Source organism: Roseovarius nanhaiticus (assembly GCF_900156535.1).
In the GTDB taxonomy this organism is placed as follows: Bacteria; Pseudomonadota; Alphaproteobacteria; order Rhodobacterales; family Rhodobacteraceae; genus Roseovarius; species Roseovarius nanhaiticus.
Map to the genome: position 1 here is coordinate 148,860 of NZ_FTNV01000001.1, position 17,443 is coordinate 166,302.

18 protein-coding genes and 1 tRNA gene are annotated in these 17,443 nt (G+C 63.9%); 5 read left to right on the forward strand and 14 right to left on the reverse strand.

Translation table 11 applies throughout. From position 1 onward, the window contains the following. Window positions 1-10: 10 nt before the first annotated feature. From BW975_RS00720 to BW975_RS00730, 3 genes are read right to left on the reverse strand one after another with little or no spacing between them, the layout of a single operon-like run. On the reverse strand, window positions 11-679 hold the full coding sequence (locus BW975_RS00720) for an alpha/beta hydrolase (RefSeq protein ID WP_076530119.1): 669 nt from the start codon (window positions 677-679) through the stop codon (window positions 11-13). Further along, window positions 676-1,305 (reverse strand): DNA-3-methyladenine glycosylase family protein, encoded by a 630-nt coding sequence (locus BW975_RS00725; protein WP_076533238.1) that lies wholly within the window; start codon window positions 1,303-1,305, stop codon window positions 676-678. The genes BW975_RS00720 and BW975_RS00725 overlap by 4 nt, the downstream gene beginning before the upstream one ends. Beyond that, window positions 1,302-2,009, reverse strand: a complete 708-nt coding sequence (locus BW975_RS00730; protein WP_076530121.1) for a precorrin-6A/cobalt-precorrin-6A reductase — start codon at window positions 2,007-2,009, stop codon at window positions 1,302-1,304. The genes BW975_RS00725 and BW975_RS00730 overlap by 4 nt, the downstream gene beginning before the upstream one ends. A 184-nt stretch (window positions 2,010-2,193) precedes the next feature. Here BW975_RS00730 and BW975_RS00735 point away from each other — a divergent pair, with 184 nt between their 5' ends. Then, window positions 2,194-2,478: a TFIIB-type zinc ribbon-containing protein gene (locus BW975_RS00735; protein ID WP_076530123.1), complete on the forward strand. Its 285-nt coding sequence runs from the start codon at window positions 2,194-2,196 to the stop codon at window positions 2,476-2,478. Window positions 2,479-2,544: 66 nt separating this feature from the next. Here the strand turns inward: BW975_RS00735 and BW975_RS00740 are convergent, their stop codons facing one another. Both BW975_RS00740 and uvrB read right to left on the reverse strand, forming a co-directional pair. Beyond that, window positions 2,545-2,730: a PLDc N-terminal domain-containing protein gene (locus tag BW975_RS00740; RefSeq protein ID WP_076530125.1), complete on the reverse strand. Its 186-nt coding sequence runs from the start codon at window positions 2,728-2,730 to the stop codon at window positions 2,545-2,547. 71 nt (window positions 2,731-2,801) lie between these two features. After that, window positions 2,802-5,012, reverse strand: a complete 2,211-nt coding sequence (gene uvrB, locus BW975_RS00745) for an excinuclease ABC subunit UvrB (protein WP_076530128.1) — start codon at window positions 5,010-5,012, stop codon at window positions 2,802-2,804. Between the two features lie 175 nt (window positions 5,013-5,187). Between uvrB and BW975_RS00750 the strand changes: the two genes are divergently transcribed. Then, a complete protein-coding gene (locus BW975_RS00750) occupies window positions 5,188-6,063 on the forward strand; it encodes a hypothetical protein (RefSeq protein ID WP_076533240.1) in 876 nt (291 codons plus the stop codon). 56 nt (window positions 6,064-6,119) lie between these two features. Further along, window positions 6,120-6,195: transfer RNA gene (locus BW975_RS00755), tRNA-Thr, on the forward strand. 2 nt (window positions 6,196-6,197) lie between these two features. Here the strand turns inward: BW975_RS00755 and BW975_RS00760 are convergent. From BW975_RS00760 to BW975_RS00800, 9 genes are all read right to left on the reverse strand, one after another. Continuing rightward, window positions 6,198-6,851: a CDP-alcohol phosphatidyltransferase family protein gene (locus BW975_RS00760; RefSeq protein ID WP_076530130.1), complete on the reverse strand. Its 654-nt coding sequence runs from the start codon at window positions 6,849-6,851 to the stop codon at window positions 6,198-6,200. After that, the gene (locus tag BW975_RS00765; RefSeq protein WP_076530132.1) at window positions 6,844-7,239 is read right to left on the reverse strand and encodes a hypothetical protein; all 396 of its coding nucleotides are present in this window, start codon (window positions 7,237-7,239) and stop codon (window positions 6,844-6,846) included. Before BW975_RS00765 ends, BW975_RS00760 begins: the two co-directional genes overlap by 8 nt. Then, complete coding sequence (locus BW975_RS00770; protein WP_076530134.1) at window positions 7,236-8,171, reverse strand: phosphatidate cytidylyltransferase; 936 nt, start codon at window positions 8,169-8,171, stop codon at window positions 7,236-7,238. Before BW975_RS00770 ends, BW975_RS00765 begins: the two co-directional genes overlap by 4 nt. A 1-nt stretch (window position 8,172) precedes the next feature. Beyond that, on the reverse strand, window positions 8,173-8,802 hold the full coding sequence (locus tag BW975_RS00775) for a lysophospholipid acyltransferase family protein (RefSeq protein WP_076530136.1): 630 nt from the start codon (window positions 8,800-8,802) through the stop codon (window positions 8,173-8,175). Window positions 8,803-8,847: 45 nt separating this feature from the next. Next, the gene (locus tag BW975_RS00780; protein ID WP_076530138.1) at window positions 8,848-10,470 is read right to left on the reverse strand and encodes an ABC transporter ATP-binding protein; all 1,623 of its coding nucleotides are present in this window, start codon (window positions 10,468-10,470) and stop codon (window positions 8,848-8,850) included. Next, a complete protein-coding gene (locus BW975_RS00785) occupies window positions 10,467-11,306 on the reverse strand; it encodes an ABC transporter permease (RefSeq protein ID WP_076530140.1) in 840 nt (279 codons plus the stop codon). The genes BW975_RS00780 and BW975_RS00785 overlap by 4 nt, the downstream gene beginning before the upstream one ends. Beyond that, complete coding sequence (locus BW975_RS00790) at window positions 11,303-12,274, reverse strand: ABC transporter permease (RefSeq protein WP_076530142.1); 972 nt, start codon at window positions 12,272-12,274, stop codon at window positions 11,303-11,305. Before BW975_RS00790 ends, BW975_RS00785 begins: the two co-directional genes overlap by 4 nt. A 78-nt stretch (window positions 12,275-12,352) precedes the next feature. Continuing rightward, a complete protein-coding gene (locus BW975_RS00795; protein ID WP_244512551.1) occupies window positions 12,353-13,918 on the reverse strand; it encodes an ABC transporter substrate-binding protein in 1,566 nt (521 codons plus the stop codon). Between the two features lie 109 nt (window positions 13,919-14,027). Further along, window positions 14,028-14,684, reverse strand: coding sequence for a GntR family transcriptional regulator (locus BW975_RS00800; protein ID WP_244512550.1), 657 nt, complete (start codon window positions 14,682-14,684; stop codon window positions 14,028-14,030). 140 nt (window positions 14,685-14,824) lie between these two features. On the opposite strand from BW975_RS00800, the gene BW975_RS00805 reads away from it, so the two are divergent. Both BW975_RS00805 and BW975_RS00810 read left to right on the forward strand, forming a co-directional pair. Further along, window positions 14,825-15,871: a histone deacetylase family protein gene (locus BW975_RS00805; protein ID WP_244512549.1), complete on the forward strand. Its 1,047-nt coding sequence runs from the start codon at window positions 14,825-14,827 to the stop codon at window positions 15,869-15,871. Further along, window positions 15,868-17,430 (forward strand): acetolactate synthase large subunit, encoded by a 1,563-nt coding sequence (locus tag BW975_RS00810; protein ID WP_076530148.1) that lies wholly within the window; start codon window positions 15,868-15,870, stop codon window positions 17,428-17,430. Before BW975_RS00805 ends, BW975_RS00810 begins: the two co-directional genes overlap by 4 nt. Window positions 17,431-17,443: the final 13 nt, after the last annotated feature.

The following is a 17,443-nucleotide window of genomic DNA, read 5'->3' on the forward strand; positions in this document are numbered from 1 at the left end:
GGCGCCGACCTCACCCGAGGCCGAGCTTGTCCGCCATGAAGGCCAGCGCCACTTCCAGCCCGTCCGGCGCGATGCCGTGGCCGGTGCCCTTCATCACATGGGCATAGACGTCCTTCCAGCCCGCTGCCTGAAGCGCCTCGGCCGCCTCGGGTAGCGATTGCGGTGGCACCACGTCGTCGGCGTCCCCATGCACCAGCAGGATCGGCGGGCGGCTAACCACCTCGTCGGCCAGAAGCTCGGGACGCAGCAGGCGACCCGAGAAGGCGACAATTCCCGCCACCTCATCCTCGCGCCGGGGCGCGACGTGGAGGGCCATCATAGTCCCTTGAGAGAAGCCGAAGAGAACCACCTGTTCGGGCAGAACATCCTCATCCACCATCAGCGCATCGAGAAACGCGTTCAGATCGTTCGCCGCCGACAGAAGGCCGCGCTCAGCCTCCTCCTCGCTCGAGCCGTCGATCCAAGGGATGGGAAACCATTGAAAGCCGTTCGGCATGCCCGGCACGTTCTCGGGCGCGTCGGGCGCCACGAAAAGCGTATCGGGCAGATGCTCGCCCAGCGGGTCGGCAAGGCCCAGAAGGTCAGGCCCGTTCGCGCCATAGCCGTGCAGGAACACGACGATGGACTTCGTCTCGCCCGAAATCGGCTCGCGCCGGCCTGCGTTCAAAACACGCGTCATCTGATGCCTTCCCTTTGTTTCGCCACCCGGTAGTAGGCCCAAAGGAGGCGGGCAGCAACCGACCTGTAGGGGCTCCAGTCTGCGGCCATGGCGCGCATCGCCCGCTCGTTTGGGCGCTCGGGCAGATCGTAGAGGATGCGCGCCGCCTCCTGTAGCGCCAGATCGCCATGGGCAAAGACATCTGCCCGCCCGAGGCTGAACATCGCATAGATCTCGGCGGTCCAGGTGCCGATGCCCGGCACGGCGGTCAGCGTCTTCAGCACCTCGGCATCGGGCGCACTGTGCAGCGCGTCATAGTCGATATCCGCGCGGGCCAGCTCCTGCGCATAGCGGATCTTTTGTCGGCTGAGCCCGGCGGCGCGCAAGCCATCCTCGCCGGCGATCAGGACGGGTGCGGGCGCGGTCAGCCCCGCCGCCTCCATCCGCGCCCAGATCGCGCTGGCCGAGGCCACGCTGACCTGCTGGCTGACGATAGCGCTCAGAAGCTGTGCAAAGCCATCCGGCCTGCGCCGCAGCGGCAGCGCGCCGGTCTCGGCATAGGCCACCTTCATGCGCGGGCAGATTCCGCAGAGCGCGGCGGCATCCGCCGCAACGTCCGCATCCGTTTCGATAATCCGCATGTTCATGGCGCGCGCGCCCAATCGAGCGCCTCGGCGACGGTGGCCACTTGAGTGCCCTCGGGCGGCGCAGGCCGCGCGATCATCGCGACGCGCACGCCCAATAGGCGCGCCGCCGTCAGCTTGGTCTCGGCGCGGACACTTCCAGCGTTGCGCAAGACCAGCCAGTCGATACCCAGCCGCTGGAACAGCTCCAGCTCCTCGCTTACCGGGAAAGGCGGCTGTTGCACCAACCAGTCACCGTTCGGCAGTGGGCATGGCACGCCGGGCGCGCCGATCTGGCGGCAGAAGATGCGGCAATCGGGCCGCGCAGCATACGCCATCAGCCCCTCGCGCCCCGAGGCGACCAGAACCGAGCTGCCCGGCGGGATCTGGCGGGCGGCGTCCGCATCGCTGGTCACATGAGTCCACAGATCGCCTTCTTGCGCGGTCCATTCGGGACGCCGCAGCAGACAATAGGGCACCGCATTTTCAGCACAAAACCGGGCCGCTATCCACGACGTTTCAACCGCGAAGGGGTGGCTGGCGTCCAGCACCGCCTGGGGCCGCAGCGATTGCAGAAACTCCTTCAGCGGCCCGCGATGATCCGCCTGTCCCGTGCTGTCGATCCGCGCATCCTCGGGCAGCCAGATCGCGTGCGCAACACCCGCATCTGTCAGGCTTGAGGCAAGCGCCCGCGCCTCGCCGGTTCCGGCAACGAGGAGCAGGGTCAAGGCAAACTCTTGGCAAGGCAGGGCAAACAGCGTCTCATATAGGGCACCCTAGCCGCGCTGCCCTTGCGCGCCAATCGGCAAAACTGTGCAAAGCCTGCCGTTTTGCCGCTTTCAGCGATATTGCAACCGCATCGCGGCGTCCCCACATCCAATCCTGATAGAAACGCAGTGAAAGGTAAGCGCGATGAAATGTCCGATCGACGGGGCCGAACTGGTGATGACAGACCGATCAGGGGTCGAAATCGACTACTGCCCACAATGTCGGGGTGTCTGGCTGGACCGGGGCGAGCTGGACAAGATAATCGAACGTTCTGACGTCGCGCCGCCCCCACCGCCGCCCGCCGACCGGGGGCGTGACGAGTATCGCGAAGACCGCCGCCGTGACGATCGCTACGACGACCGGTATGATGACCGTTCTTATAAGAAGAAAAAGCGCAGCAGCCTTCTCAGCGAGCTTTTCGACTTCTGATCATCCGCAGCGAACATGAAAAGAGCGGGCACATGGCCCGCTCTTTTTTGTTTGTATCAAGGCCACTTAGACCTGAACCTTGTCACCGCGCGGGCCGGCGAGCAGCCAGATGATGAAGCCGATGATCGGCAGGATCAAAATCAGCAGGGTCCAGAGCACCTTCTTGCCAGTCGAGGCGGCGGAGGTAAGCACTTGATAGATCGCATAGATGTCTGCGATCAGGACGATAATTCCGAAAAGTCCATATTCCATGACGCATCTCCTTTAGGTCGATTGGAGATATAACGAAGTCGTGAGCATTGGGTTCCTGCCCGGCTTCGCGTCTATTTCTTGCGCCGCTTCACGTTCCCGCCACGCTGACCCGGCCTGCCCGCAGTCGAGCGCCCGCGCGTCGCGGACCCGGCTGAGACCGCTTCTTCGACCGCCGATTGCCGCGCAAGCGGGTCGTCCGAGATGGCCAGATCGACAGCCTCCAATCGCTTGACCTCATCACGCAGGCGCGCGGCCTCCTCGAATTCGAGGTTTTCGGCGGCCTTGCGCATATCCGTGCGCAACCCATCGAGATGCGTCTGAAGGTTGCCGCCATGCATCGGCTTGTCGACCTTGGCGGTCACGCGATTCATGTCCACGTCGCCTTTGTAGAGACCTGCCAAAATATCCTCGACGTTCTTCTTGACCGTCGCAGGGGTGATGCCGTGCTCCTCATTATAGGCGATCTGCTTGGCGCGGCGGCGGTCCGTCTCGCCCATCGCGCGCTCCATGCTGCCGGTGATGCGGTCGGCATACATGATGACGCGGCCCTTTTCGTTCCGCGCAGCGCGCCCGATGGTCTGGATCAGCGACGTCTCCGAGCGCAAGAAGCCCTCCTTGTCGGCGTCCAGAATCGCAACCAGCCCGCATTCGGGAATATCCAGACCCTCGCGCAAGAGGTTGATGCCGATCAGCACGTCAAACGCGCCAAGGCGCAGATCGCGCAGGATCTCGATCCGCTCGATCGTGTCGATGTCCGAATGCATGTAGCGCACCTTGATGCCCTGCTCGTGCATGTATTCGGTCAGATCCTCGGCCATGCGCTTGGTCAGGGTGGTGACCAGCGTGCGATAGCCGTCGGCAGTCACGCGGCGCACCTCGTCCAGCAAATCGTCCACCTGCGTCTCGACCGGGCGAATTTCCACCATCGGATCCAGAAGGCCGGTGGGACGGATGACCTGCTCGGTAAAGACGCCGCCGGTCTGCTCGATCTCCCACTTGGCCGGGGTGGCCGACACAAACACCGACTGCGGCCGCATCGCGTCCCACTCCTCGAACTTGAGGGGGCGGTTATCCATGCAACTGGGCAGCCGGAATCCATGCTCGGCCAAGGTGAATTTGCGGCGATAGTCGCCTTTGTACATCGCGCCGATCTGCGGCACGCTGACATGGCTTTCGTCCGCAAAGACGATGGCATTGTCAGGGATGAATTCGAACAGCGTGGGCGGCGGCTCGCCCGGGGCGCGGCCCGTCAGATAGCGCGAATAGTTCTCGATCCCGTTGCAGACGCCCGTCGCCTCCAGCATTTCCAGATCGAACTTGGTCCGCTGCTCCAGCCGCTGCGCCTCCAAAAGCTTGCCCTCGCCGACCAACTGGTCGAGCCTGATCCGCAGCTCCTTCTTGATGCCGATGATGGCCTGCTGCATCGTCGGTTTGGGCGTGACGTAGTGGCTGTTGGCATAAACGCGGATTTGGTCGAACGTGCCGGTCTTCTCACCGGTCAGCGGATCGAACTCGGTGATCGCCTCCAGCTCGTTCCCGAAGAAGCTGAGCCGCCAGGCCCGGTCCTCGAGGTGGGCCGGAAAGATCTCGAGGCTGTCGCCCCGCACCCGGAAACTGCCGCGCTGGAACGCGGCATCGTTGCGCTTGTATTGCTGGGCGACCAGATCGGCCATCACCTGCCGCTGGTCGTAGTCGGTGCCAACCTTCAGATCCTGCGTCATCGCGCCATAAGTCTCGACCGAGCCGATGCCGTAGATGCAGCTGACCGAGGCGACGATGATCACATCGTCCCGCTCGAGCAGCGCGCGCGTGGCCGAGTGGCGCATGCGGTCGATCTGCTCGTTGATCTGGCTCTCCTTCTCGATGAAGGTATCAGAGCGCGCGACATAGGCCTCGGGCTGATAGTAATCATAGTAACTGACAAAATACTCGACGGCGTTGTTCGGGAAAAATCCCTTGAACTCGCCATATAGCTGGGCCGCCAGCGTCTTGTTCGGGGCAAGAATGATGGCAGGGCGCTGAGTCTGCTCGATCACCTTGGCCATGGTGTAGGTTTTGCCCGTACCGGTCGCGCCCAGCAGCACCTGATCACGGTCGCCATCCAGAACGGACTGACTGATCTCGGCAATGGCGGTCGGTTGATCGCCGGCGGGCGAAAATTCGCTGACCATCTCGAACTTCTTGCCGCCCTCCAGTTTGAGCCGCTCCCGCACATCAGGGGCGGGATTGGCCAGAACCGGGGCGTTGGTGGCAGGCTGACTGTCGGAATGAGCGTAGGGCATGGGGCGGATATCCTTGGGCGCGGCAGACCCTACACTTGTTACTTTTCCCGCGCCATTCAACCCGCAGGCACCCTATAACCGCCCAAAGGGCCCGGCGCCGAAACCGGTTTATCTGGGCTGCGATGCAGCCTATACAAACAGCGGCACATCAAACCAAGTTCGGACACGTCCCACCATGCAGCTCGTTCTTCACGCAGGCGCCCACATCACCGACGAAGACCGCCTGCTGAAATGCCTCACGGCAAACCAGGAAGTGCTGACCGAGCGCGGGACCCAGGTGCCCTACCCAAAGGAATACCGCCGCCTTCTGCGCGACGTTCTACACGCCGGAGCGCAGGGCAGCCTGGCGCCGGATACGCGCGAGGTCCTGATGGACGCGCTTGGCTTCGACACACCGCCCGAGCGTTTGATCCTCTCGAACCCCGGTTTTTTCGGCACGCCCAAGATGGCGGCCTCGGGCGGGGATTTCTATACCTCCGCCGCGGGCCGCACGCAGATCTTCCGCGAGATTTTCGCCGGCGACGAGATCGAGATGTTCTTCGCCATCTGCAATCCGGCCACCTTCCTGCCCGCGATTATGGCGCAGACCAAGTTCGACACGCTGGCTGCCTATCTGGGCGGCACCGACCCGCGCGAAATGCGCTGGTCTGGCATGATTCAGCGCGTGCGGGCCGCCATCCCCGATATTCCGATCACCGTCTGGTGCAACGAGGATACGCCTCTGATCTGGGGCCAAATCCTGCGCGAAATGGCCGGAGTCGAGCCGGGTGTGCCGCTGAATGGCGAACACGCCCTTTTGCGCGAAATCATGAGCCCGGCGGGCATGACCCGCTTCGAGAGCTATCTCGAGCAGCATCCCGGCATGACCGAGATGCAAAAACGCCGCGTCATTTCGGCCTTTCTCGACAAGTTCGCCCAAGAAGATGCCATAGAGGAAGAGCTGGACCTGCCCGGCTGGACCGACGAACTGGTGGACGAGCTGAGCGATCTTTACGATGATGATGTCTATGAAATTGGGCGCCTGCCCGGGATCACGCTGATCACACCCTGACATCTGCGCAACGCCGCTTGCCAAGTGCGCACCCCCCTGCTAAACGCCTCTCCGGCGCCCCTATAGCTCAGCTGGTAGAGCAACTGATTTGTAATCAGTAGGTCCGCGGTTCGAGTCCGTGTGGGGGCACCATTTTACTTCTTTCTCGGGGGTGTGGTCAGCAGGCCGTGGCGTATCCGAAATGCGCGGCGCAGCGACGTCGCGGCAGCGCCAAGTGTGACCAGCCACAGCGCGGCGGTCAGCATAGTACCCTGGGGCACCACATGGGTTTCGAATATCGCCAGTACGGCTGCGCCGGTGATCAGCGCCATGCGGTGCGGCTTGGCCATGGGGCCGCAGAAGTCCGGCGCTAATCCGACAGAGGTGCCCAGCTCGCGGGTGTAGGCGGTCAGCACCGCCATAGTGGCCGCGGCAAGGCCGAGCGCAGGCTGGCCGATGCCGATGCCCGCACCGAAAAGGATCGCGATATCCGATACGCGGTCCGGAAACTCATTCCAAAGGGGGCCATCGGGCGCCGCGCGCCCCGCCTCCACTGCGACCATCCCGTCGAAGAGATTGCACAGAAGGCGCATCTGGCAACCGAGCGCGGCGATCAGCAAGAGCGGCGCGGCCCATTCCGGAAACACCGCAAGCGCCGCAAAGGCTAGGCCCGCGATGGCGGCAAAGACCATGCTGGCGAGCGAGATGCCGTTGGGCGTGGCGCCGCGCGCGGCCAGGATACGGGTGACGCGCGCCGCCCAGGCGGTATCGCGGCTGCCGAGGGGGCGGCGGTTGGCGGGGTCAGGCATGGGGCGTCCTTTCGGCGGCGCGCTGGCGCAGGATGTTATAGGTCAGGATATAGCTGGAGGAGACAATCAGCGGCACGGCGATCGTGGCCCAGATCCGCGGCGTGCCGGTAACTCCATGGGCCAGGATCAGGAGCGTGGCGGATCCCATCAGCGCGATAAGCGCAGGCAGGACATAGGCGAGCGGGCCGCGCATCCGCGGCCGCATCCAGTCGACACAGCCTTTCAGCCCGAAGGTCAGCGCGCCGGAAATGCTGCCCTGAACCAGCCCCGCCAACAGCGCCGCGCCCGTCCCGTGCCCGGCGTTGACCCAGACGGCCCAGCCGCCCATCGCGGCAAAGCCGAAGGCGACATGCACGGGCGTGCTGGCGGCGAGGGCGCGCAGGCTCAATGCACATCCCACCAGAAGCGGATGATGTGGAAAAAGATGGGCGCCGAGAAGATCACCGAATCCAGCCTGTCGATGAACCCGCCATGCCCGGCGATCAGATGGCCCCAATCCTTGACGCCTCGGTCACGCTTGATCGCCGACATGACCAGCCCGCCGAAAAAGCCCATGAGCGTGATGGCCAGCGAGATGGCGAAAGCCTGAACGGGTGTGAAAGGCGTGATCCAGAAAAGCGCCGCGCCAAGCAGGCTGGCGCTCAGCACGCCGCCCACCAGCCCCTCCAGCGTTTTCGACGGCGACAGGCGGGGTGCCACCTTGCGGCGTCCCAGAAGCTTGCCCCAGACATATTGCATCACGTCGCTGAACTGCACGACAACGATCAGGAAGAAGATCAGGAACAGGCCCTCGCCCTCATGGCCCGGAATGGTGAGGCTAAGGACCGCAGGCACGTGGCTGACGCAGAAAACAGCGATCATCAGCGCCCATTGCGCCTCGGAGACGCGGATCAGGAAATTGTCCGTCTGCCCACGCAGCGCCGACAGGATCGGCATGAAGAGAAAGGCATAGACCGGGATGAAGATGGAATAGAACCCGTACCAGCCCATGCCGACCGACAGATACTGCAGGGGCAGCACGACAAACACGGCGGCAGCCAGCGCCCAGTGATCCGCCGCCTTCGTGTTGGTCAGCGTCAGAAATTCGCGCAGCGCCGCGAAGGAGCAGAGGGCGAAAAGCACCACCACCCCAGTCGGCCCCAGCGTGAAGGCCAGCGCGATCACACCCGCCATGACCCACCAGGCATTGATACGCGCGTTGAGGTTCTGAACCGTCAGGTTGTCCGGCGACGCGCGGCGCGCCACGAGGCGGCCCGCAACGCTGGCGATGACCAGAACCGTCAGAACGCAAAGCGCCAGAATCGTGAATTGGCTGTTCATGTCATCGCTCCTCGGGCGCCAGGGCCAGCAGCGCGCCGCGCGTGCGGGTCAGAAAATCCGCCTTGTCCTCACCTTCGTTCAGGCGCAAGGGCGCGCCGAAGGTGACGGTACAGATCAGCGGAATGGGCACCAGCGCGCCCTTGGGCATCACGCGGTTCAGATTGGCGATCCAGACCGGCACCAGATCCACGTCAGGGTTGGCATGGGCCAAATGGTAGAGACCCGATTTGAAGGGCAGCAAGGCATCCTCGCCCGTATTGCGCGTGCCCTCGGGAAAGAGGATCAGGCTATCGCCGCCCTCCAGCGCCGCGCCCATCTGCGACACCGGATCGCCTTGCCGTGTCTCGGGGTTGCGGTCGATCAGAACGGCGCGGAACACTTCGCGCCCGATGAAGGCGCGCAGACGCGAGGCCAGCCAATAGTCCGACCCCGCGACAGGCCGGGTGCGCGCGCGCATCTCGCGGGGCAGCACCGTCCAGATCAGGACGAAATCGCCGTGGCTGGCGTGGTTGGCGAAGTAGATGCGCTGGCGCGGAACCGGCTCCGCACCCTGCCAGATGCCGCGCACTGCAGTGATCGCACGGGCAAAACCGACGATCAGTGTCGCGCAGACCCGCGCGCCAACACTCACGCTGCGCCCTCGGGCGCCGTGCACCACATCCCGGCTGTCACGCGCTTACTCGGCATTTTCCAGCGCGCGCTCGTATTCCTGCCCCGGAATCGCATCCAGCAGGGACTGCGTGTACTCCGTATCCGGGCTGTGCAGCACCTTGCCCGCCGGCCCCGCCTCGACGATGCGGCCCTTCTGCATGACGATGATCCGGTCGCAGATACGCGCCGCGACGCGCAGGTCATGCGTGATGAACAGCATAGACAGGTCCAGCCGCGTCTTGAGATCCGCCAGAAGGTCAAGCACCTGCGCCTGGATCGACACGTCGAGGGCGGATACCGCCTCGTCCGCGATGATGATCCTGGGGTCCAGCGCGAGGGCGCGGGCGATGCCGATGCGCTGCCGCTGCCCGCCCGAAAACTCGTGCGGAAAACGGTTCATGGCAGAGCCGTCGAGGCCCACAAGTTCCAAGAGTTCACGCGCGCGATCCATCGCCTGCGCCTTGGGCGTGCCATAGGCAATCAGCCCTTCGGTCAGGATGCGGCTGACCCGCGCCCGAGGGTTAAGAGACGAAAACGGGTCCTGAAAGATCATCTGCAGCTTGCGCCGCTGATCCCGCAGCTCGGCGCCCGACATATGCGCGATATCGGCGCCATCCACCATCACGCGCCCGCTATCGGGGTCGAGCAGCCGCACGAGGCAACGCCCGACCGTCGATTTGCCCGATCCGCTCTCGCCCACGATGCCGATCGTCTCGCCTGCATAAAGCTGGAAGCTGACATCCTGCACGGCCTTCACCACCCGACGCTTGCCGAAAAGCGTGCCGGAGCCGGTCGAGAACGTCTTGTTCAACCCCTCCACCGTGAGGATCGGGTCGCGCGTCTGCTCGGCCGCCTCGGCGCGCTGGGTCAGGCGCGGGATCGCGTCGATCAGCGCGCGAGTATAAGGATGCTGGGGCTTCAGCAGAACCTCATCCGCCGTTCCGGTCTCGACGATCTTGCCGGTCTGCATCACGATCACCCGGTCGGCGATATCGGCCACAACACCGAAATCATGCGTGATAAAGATCACCGCCATACCGCGCGATTTCCGCAGGTTCTCGATCAGCTCCAGGATCTGCGCCTGTGTCGTCACATCGAGGGCGGTCGTCGGCTCGTCCGCGATCAGGATATCGGGCTCCAGCGCCAGCGCCATCGCGATCATCACTCGCTGCCGCTGCCCGCCCGACAGCTGAAACGGATAGGCGCGAATGGCCGAGTTGGGGTCGGGGATGCCGACCTCGTCCAAGAGTTCCAGCGCGCGCTTTTGCCGCTCGGCGGGGCGCAGCACCCCGTGGGCCTCAAAGACTTCGGCAATCTGCGCGCCGACTCGCATCAGCGGGTTGAGCGCGCTCAGCGGCTCCTGAAAGATCATCGAAATGCGTCCGCCGCGCAGCTTGAGCATCTCCTTTTCGGGCAGGTCCAGAATCTCACGCCCGTCAAAGGTGATCGTGCCGCCTGCGGGCTTCACGCCCTGCGGCAGAAGGCCCATGACGGCATTCGCCGACATCGACTTGCCCGAGCCGGACTCGCCCACGATGCAGAGGATCTCGCCCGGCGCGAGGTCGAAATTGATATCCTCGGCCGCGAACTTTCGGTCGGCCCCTTCGGGCAGCGCGATGGCGAGGTCTCGGATTTGAAGCAGGCTCATTCAGATTTCCTCGTCAGGCGCGGGTTGAGCGCGTCGTTCAGGCCCTCGCCGATCAGGTTCAGCGCCAAGACGGTCAGCAGGATCGCCATGCCGGGCAGGAAGGACAGCCACCATGCGGTGCGGATGACAGTGCGCGCGGCCCCGATCATGTAGCCCCACGACATGATGTTGGGATCGCCGAGGCCCAGAAAGGACAGCGAGCTTTCCAGCAAAATCGCCTGCGCGACCATCAGCGAGGCCAGCACGATGATGGGCGGCAGCGCGTTGGGCAGCACATGGCGCAGGATGATCTGCGTATTGCCAAGGCCCGACAGCGTTGCAGCCTCGACGAATTCACGTGTGCGCAGGCTCAGCACCTCGCCGCGCACGAGGCGCGCGACCGGAGGCCACGAGACGATGGCGATGGCGATGATCACGAAGGTCAGGCTGGGCTGAAAGATCGCCAGCAGAACGATGGCCAGCGCGAAACTAGGGATCGTCTGAAAGAACTCGGTGAACCGCATCAACGCGTCATCGGTGCGCCCGGCGAAATAGCCCGCCAGCGCGCCCACCGGAACGCCGATAGCCAGCGCCACGATGGTCGACACAAGGCCGACCAGCAGGCTGACATAAGCCCCATGCGCGAGGCCCGACAGCACGTTGCGCCCCAGCGCATCGGTGCCCAGCAACAAGCCATCCTGGGTGAATGGCGGCAGAAACGGACGCTGCACCATCTTCCAAGGGCTTTGCGGAAACATGATGGGCGCGAGGATTGCGGCCAGCACCACGAGTGTCAGGATCACGAGGCCAATCACGGCGCCGCGGTTATAGCAAAAGCGTTTCCAGAAATCCCTCATGACGTCAGCCTTATGCGCGGGTCGATGATGACGTAGACGACATCGGTAATCAGGTTGAAGAGCAGCACCATCGCCGCCGAGATGTAGAAGACGCCAAGGATCACGTTGTAATCGCGCTGATTGATCGCCTCGAACATCAGGCGCCCGATGCCCGGCCAGGCAAAGACCGTCTCGGTCAGGATCGCGCCACCAAAAATCTGGCCTGCCTGAAGGCCCGCCAGCGTGATGACCGGTAACAGTGCGTTGCGCAGAATATGGCGGCGCTGGATCAGCCCACGGCGCAGACCCTTGGCCCGCGCGGTTTTCACGAAATCAAGGCGGCTGACCTCCAGCATCGATGCCCGCGTCATGCGCATGTAGATCGCCATAAAGAAAAGGCCCAGCGTCGTCGCGGGCAGCACCAGATGCTTGGCCACGTCCAGCACATGCGCCAGGCCCGTATAGCCCGCGCCGATGGTCGAATAACCGAAGCCCGGCAGCCAGCCCAGCCAGACCGAAAAGACCAGCGCCGCCATCAGCGCCACCCAGAAGAGGGGCGTCGCGTAAAAGAGCAGCGCGAGGGTCGAGATCACTGTGTCGCCCCAGCTGCCCTGACGGGCCGAGGCGGCGACACCGGCGATGACGCCCAGCACCAGCGACAGCACAAAGGCCACGCCCGTCAGCAAAAGAGTCGCGGGCAGGCGATCGCCGATCAGCTCGGCCACCGGCATCTGCTGGCGGAAGGAATATCCAAGGTCCAGCTGGACGGCACCCTTAAGGTAGATCCAGAGCTGAACGTAAAGCGGCTGATCGAGGCCAAAGCGCGTACGCAGATCGGCGAGAAATTTCTCGTCGGCAGCGCCTGCCTCACCGGCCATCACGGCGGCGGGATCACCCGGCGCGGCATGGATCAGGAAGAAATTGAAGATCAGGATGGCCAGCAGGATGAAAACCGCCTTGACCAGCCTGCCCAGGATGAAACGTGTCACACTGTCTGCCCTGTTGTTTGCCGTGTTTTTAGGTGGATCCGGGACGCCGCAGCGCCCCGGACCATTGGGCGGTTGCCCTTACTCTTTCGCAATCCACGCATCGCGGAAGCCGTCATTTACGCCCAGCGCTGTGCTGACTGGATTCTTGACGTCGCAGCGATAGATGGTCGGAAAGCCCAGCTCGAGCAGCCAGATATTCGGCACATCCGAGACGATCTGATCCTGGATCTGCTTATAGGCAGCGCGGCGCTCTTCGGGGTCGGCCATCAGGGCCGCCTCGTTGAACATCTTGTCCGTCTCAGGATTCTGGTAGTTTGCCACGTTGTTCCAGGGCGAGCCAGGCTCGGCATTGTTGCCAAGATAGGTCCGCGACACGCCCAGGGCCGGATCGCCGTACTGGTAGAGATAGGTGAACGCGAGGTCGAAGTCGCGATCGCTGATCTTCTGGTTCCAGCCAGCCACGTCCGCAGGCACCAGCTCGGCATTCATGCCGATCTCCGACAGGTTCTGCTTGACCGCTTCGGCCCAGCGGGTCCACGTCTCGCCGTAGGGCAGGCCGAGGATGCGGATGGTCTCGCCGTTATAGCTCGACTCCTCAAGCAGTTTCTTGGCTTCTTCCGGGTTGTAGGAGATGTCCGGAGTGTCGCCATCGTAGAACCGTGTCGAGGACGACAGCGGGCCTGTCGCGACCTTGCCCAGATCATTCCACAGCGCCGACTTGGCGAATTCGCGGTCGACCGCATGCATGATCGCCTTGCGGACCTTCACGTCGTCCAGCGGGGCGTTGTTCATGTTGACCCACATCCAGGACAGCGGGCCAAAGAATTCCCAGCCCTTGTCGGTGATGCAGGTATTCTCCATGTCGCGGATGCGCGGCACCTCGAAATTCTCGATCGAGCCGCCGGGCAGCACGTCGACCTTGCCGGTCTCATACGCCACCGCGCGCGAGGCCGCGTCGGGGATTACATGGTAATAGACCTCATCGAGATAGGGCTTGCCCTCCATGTAATAGTCTTCGTTCTTGACCAGATGGATGTAGCTGCCCTTGACCCATTCATTGAACTTGAAGGGTCCGGTCCCGATGGGCGTATTGTTCGCCTCATTGGTCGTGAAATCCGTGCCCTCGTAGATGTGCTTGGGGATCATCGGGGTCGTGCCCGGCTCGAAGAGGCCGATGAAGGGGCCGAACGGGTTTTTCAGATTGAAGACCACGGTGTGATCGTCGGGCGTGTCGATGCTGTCCACATGGACCAGCGACGCACGCAGGCGCGCATGGGTTTCACGCAGGAACACGTCGATCGAGAATTTCACGTCCTCGGACGTGAACGGCTCGCCATCGTGAAAGGTGACGCCCTTGCGCAGGTTGAACGTGTAGGTCAGCCCGTCCTCGGAAATGTCCCAGGACTCGGCCAACTGGCCCTCGGGCTGCAACTCGTGATCGTAGCGCAGCAGGCTTTCATAGATGTCACCCGCGACCATCTGGGTCGGGCCGTTCTGAATGAGGCCGATCATCAGTCCCGGCGGCTCGGGCTGGATCACCACGTTCAGCGTGCCGCCTGCCTGCGGCTCGCCGTCTTGCGCAGCCAGCGGCCCGGCCAGAGCGCCGGTCAGCGCCAGTGCCAAGGCAGCTGCCGTAAATTTCATTGGTTTGAGCATTCGTTTTCACCCCTGTTGGTTGAGAGATTGGTTTTTGATTTTCTGGGTAGCTTATCGAAAGGTCTGTTGAATTCCACCCATGAATTTGGACAGGTCTTCAGCCTGTTTCGAAGGACGTTATATACGCTGTGATCCCCTCCTTCCCGTCTTCTATGTCTGCGCGCATCGCTGCGCCCGCGGCTGCCGGATCGCGCGCCTCACATGCGGCAACAACGGCGCGATGCCGCTGCAGCGGGCTGATCTGGGCGCTGCCATAATACCCAGCAATCAGTGGGCCCATCCGCAGCCAAAGCCGCCCGAGAATACCCAGCATGACGGGCATCTGCGCGATCTCGACAAGCGCAAAATGGAACTGCTGATTGTACTCTGCGGCTTTGTTCCACCGCCCGGCCTCCATCGATTCCGCGTTGCGCTCGATGAGGCGGAGTAGTGCGGTAATGTCCTTGTCCGAGGCCATCTCGGCAGCGCGCGCGGCAGCCAGTCCTTCCAGCTCGGACCGGATGGTGGCGATCTCGATATACTGCGCCAAGGCCGGCACCGGCACGCGCACGTCGCGCATCGAGCGCTGCTCCAGCGCCTCGTCCTGCAAGAGCCTTTGCACCGCGTCCCGCACCGGCGTCGAACTGGTACCCAGCGCCTCGGCAAGGCTTCGAATTGTCACCTTCTGATTGGGACGCAGCTTGCCACGGACCAGATCCTGACTGATCCGGTCATAGATGGCGCTCCCCAGCGATTCCTTGCTCAGCTCTTTCATCCGCATCCCTGATTTTGATGCATCATGCATCAATTCGATTGAACCGGCAAACGAAACTTGCAATGCTCCGGCGCATATTGACGCTGCGCCGCGTCCGGCTCACAACTGTGGCGATACCGGCCCACAGGAGCCGCGCACACTTGTTTGAGGACACCCGGATGAAAGCCTTCTTTGACGAACGCCAGCTGCGCCACGCGCCCAAGACCTATTTCCGGCGCGGCGCTGCCATGCCGCATCAGGAGCAGCCCCAGCGTGCCGAGATCCTGCGCGACATGCTGATCGGCGAAGGCTTTGAGATCACCAAACCCGGCGATCACGGGCTGGACCCGGTGCGCGCTGTGCACAATCCCGGCTATGTCGATTTCCTGCCCACCGCCTACGAGCGTTTCGTCGAAAGCGCCGGCACCGAGGCGCTGGCCATCCCGACGATGCATCCCGGCGTGCGCCGCGGCAAGGAGCCGAAGGATATCCACGGCCAGCTCGGCTGGTGGATGACCGACACCTCGACGCCGCTGACCGAGGGCACATGGGAGGCGGTCTATTGGTCCGCCCAGACCGCGATTTCCGCAGCTGAGGATGTGCTGGCAGGCGCGCGCAGCGCCTATGCGCTTTGCCGTCCGCCCGGACATCACGCGATGCGAGATTGTTCAAACGGGTTCTGCTTTTTCAACAACGCCTGCGTCGTGGCCAATCAACTGACCTCGAAATTCGGAAAGGTCGCGCTGATCGACGTCGATGTGCATACCGGCAACGGCTCGCTCGATATCCTTTATGAGCGTGGCGATATCTTCTTTTGCTCGCTGCATCCCGATCCCACGACCTACCCCACCTTCTTTCTCGGCCACGCGGACGAGACGGGCGAGGGCGAGGGTGAAGGCAAGTCGCTCAACATCCTGCTCGAACAGGGCGCGAGCCAGGACGACGTGCTGGCCGCCCTCGACAAGGGCATCGGCGCGATCACGGATTTCGGCGCCGAGGCGCTTGTCGTCTCGCTGGGCTTCGACATGGCCGCCGACGATCCGTTGGCCGCCGTGCAGGTCTATCCCGATGGCTTTGCCGAGATGGCCCGCCGCCTCGCCGCGATGGGCCTGCCCACGGTGCTGGTGCAGGAGGGCGGCTATCTCGGGCCGTCGCTGGCCGACAACGCCAAGGCCTTCATCACCACCTTCCGCGAGGCCACGACATGAGCGCGGCCCCCAAGGAGATGAATGGCGCCGAAAGCGTCGTGCGCAGCCTGCACGCGGCAGGCGTCGATACCTGTTTCGCCAATCCCGGCACGTCCGAGATGCAATTCGTCGATGCACTGGACCGCACCAAGCTGATGCATTGCGTGCTGGGCCTCTTCGAGGGCGTCGTGACCGGCGCCGCCGATGGCTATGCCCGCATGGCGCGCAAGCCTGCCGTGACGCTTCTGCACCTCGCGCCCGGCTTCGCCAATGCGGCGGCGAACCTGCACAACGCCAAGAAGGCGCGCGTGCCGATGGTCAACCTCGTCGGTGATCATGCGCTGCGCCACCGCAAATATGACGCGCCGCTGTCGGCGGATGTCGAAGGGGCCTGCGCACCCTTCAGCGACTGGGTGAAATCGGGCGAGGATGCCGGCAGCTTCGCGCGCGACGCGATGGAGGCGCTGCGCGTCGCCAAGGGCAAGCCCGGCCGGATCGCCACACTGGTCGCGCCCGCCGATATCGGCTGGGACGAGGGCGGTCAGATGGCGCCCGAGCTGGACTCCGAAGGGCCGGCGCCTCTTGATGACACCAAGCTGGATGAAGCGGTCAAAATGCTGGAACCCGGCGGCAACACCGCCATCCTCGTCGGCAATTCGGTGCTCGAAGACCCGGCCACGCTCAAGCTGCTGCAAGGCATCGGCGAGAAGACCGGCGCGACAATCCTCGCCCCCACCTCCTCACGCCGGACCGAGCGTGGACAGGGCCGAGCGCCCATCCCCAAGATACCGTACCCGATCAACGAGGCCATTGCCTGCCTCGCGCCCTATGACCGCGCGATCCTGATCGAAACGCTGCCCCCCGTGGCCTTCTTCGCCTATCCCGGCAAGCCGAGCCTGCTGCTGCCCGAAGACTGCGCGCAGGTGACACTCGTCGGCGTCGATGGCGACGGGCAGGCCGCCGTCGCCGCGCTGGCGGATCGCGTCGGCGCGACGCCCGGCAAAGGCGTCAGTCCGGCCCTCGCCGCGCGGCCACAATCGGGCGCGATCACGCTCGAAAACCTAGGCGCCGCACTGGCCAATGCGCTTCCAGAAGACGCAATCGTCATCGACGAGGCCGTATCATCCGGCGGCGCCACCTTCCCGGCCGGTGACATGGCCAAGCCCAATACCTGGCTCGCGCTCACCGGCGGCTCTATCGGCATCGGCATCCCGCTTTCGGCGGGGGCGGCCATCGCCTGCCCCGACCGGCCCGTCATCACGCTCCAGGCCGATGGCTCGGCCATGTATACCATTCAGGGCCTCTGGACGCAGGCGCGCGAAGGCTCGAACGTGACGACGATCATCCTCGCCAATCGCAGCTACGCGATCCTCAAGACCGAGCTTCACAATGTCGGCGCCCAGCCGGGTCAGGACGCGCTCGACATGCTCAACCTCGACCGCCCGCATCTCGATTTCGTGGCGATGGCCAAGGGCATGGGCGTGCCCGGCCGCCGGGTCGAGGACGTGGCGGATCTCATGCGCGCCATCGAGGACGCGGCGAAAGAGCCCGGCCCTTACCTGATCGAAGCGATGCTCTAACCTGAAAGGCACG

Excerpts from the sequence above, each read along its gene's own strand:
- BW975_RS00740 (WP_076530125.1), bottom strand. The coding sequence starts at position 2,730 with ATGGAATATGGACTTTTCGGAATTATCGTCCTGATCGCAGACATCTAT.
- BW975_RS00810 (WP_076530148.1), top strand. The coding sequence starts at position 15,868 with ATGAGCGCGGCCCCCAAGGAGATGAATGGCGCCGAAAGCGTCGTGCGC.
- BW975_RS00800 (WP_244512550.1), bottom strand. The coding sequence starts at position 14,684 with ATGAAAGAGCTGAGCAAGGAATCGCTGGGGAGCGCCATCTATGACCGG.
- BW975_RS00780 (WP_076530138.1), bottom strand. The coding sequence starts at position 10,470 with ATGAGCCTGCTTCAAATCCGAGACCTCGCCATCGCGCTGCCCGAAGGG.
- BW975_RS00785 (WP_076530140.1), bottom strand. The coding sequence starts at position 11,306 with ATGAGGGATTTCTGGAAACGCTTTTGCTATAACCGCGGCGCCGTGATT.
- BW975_RS00735 (WP_076530123.1), top strand. The coding sequence starts at position 2,194 with ATGAAATGTCCGATCGACGGGGCCGAACTGGTGATGACAGACCGATCA.
- BW975_RS00760 (WP_076530130.1), bottom strand. The coding sequence starts at position 6,851 with ATGCCTGACCCCGCCAACCGCCGCCCCCTCGGCAGCCGCGATACCGCC.
- uvrB (WP_076530128.1), bottom strand. The coding sequence starts at position 5,012 with ATGCCCTACGCTCATTCCGACAGTCAGCCTGCCACCAACGCCCCGGTT.
- BW975_RS00750 (WP_076533240.1), top strand. The coding sequence starts at position 5,188 with ATGCAGCTCGTTCTTCACGCAGGCGCCCACATCACCGACGAAGACCGC.
- BW975_RS00770 (WP_076530134.1), bottom strand. The coding sequence starts at position 8,171 with ATGAACAGCCAATTCACGATTCTGGCGCTTTGCGTTCTGACGGTTCTG.
- BW975_RS00725 (WP_076533238.1), bottom strand. The coding sequence starts at position 1,305 with ATGAACATGCGGATTATCGAAACGGATGCGGACGTTGCGGCGGATGCC.
- BW975_RS00720 (WP_076530119.1), bottom strand. The coding sequence starts at position 679 with ATGACGCGTGTTTTGAACGCAGGCCGGCGCGAGCCGATTTCGGGCGAG.
- BW975_RS00795 (WP_244512551.1), bottom strand. The coding sequence starts at position 13,918 with ATGAAATTTACGGCAGCTGCCTTGGCACTGGCGCTGACCGGCGCTCTG.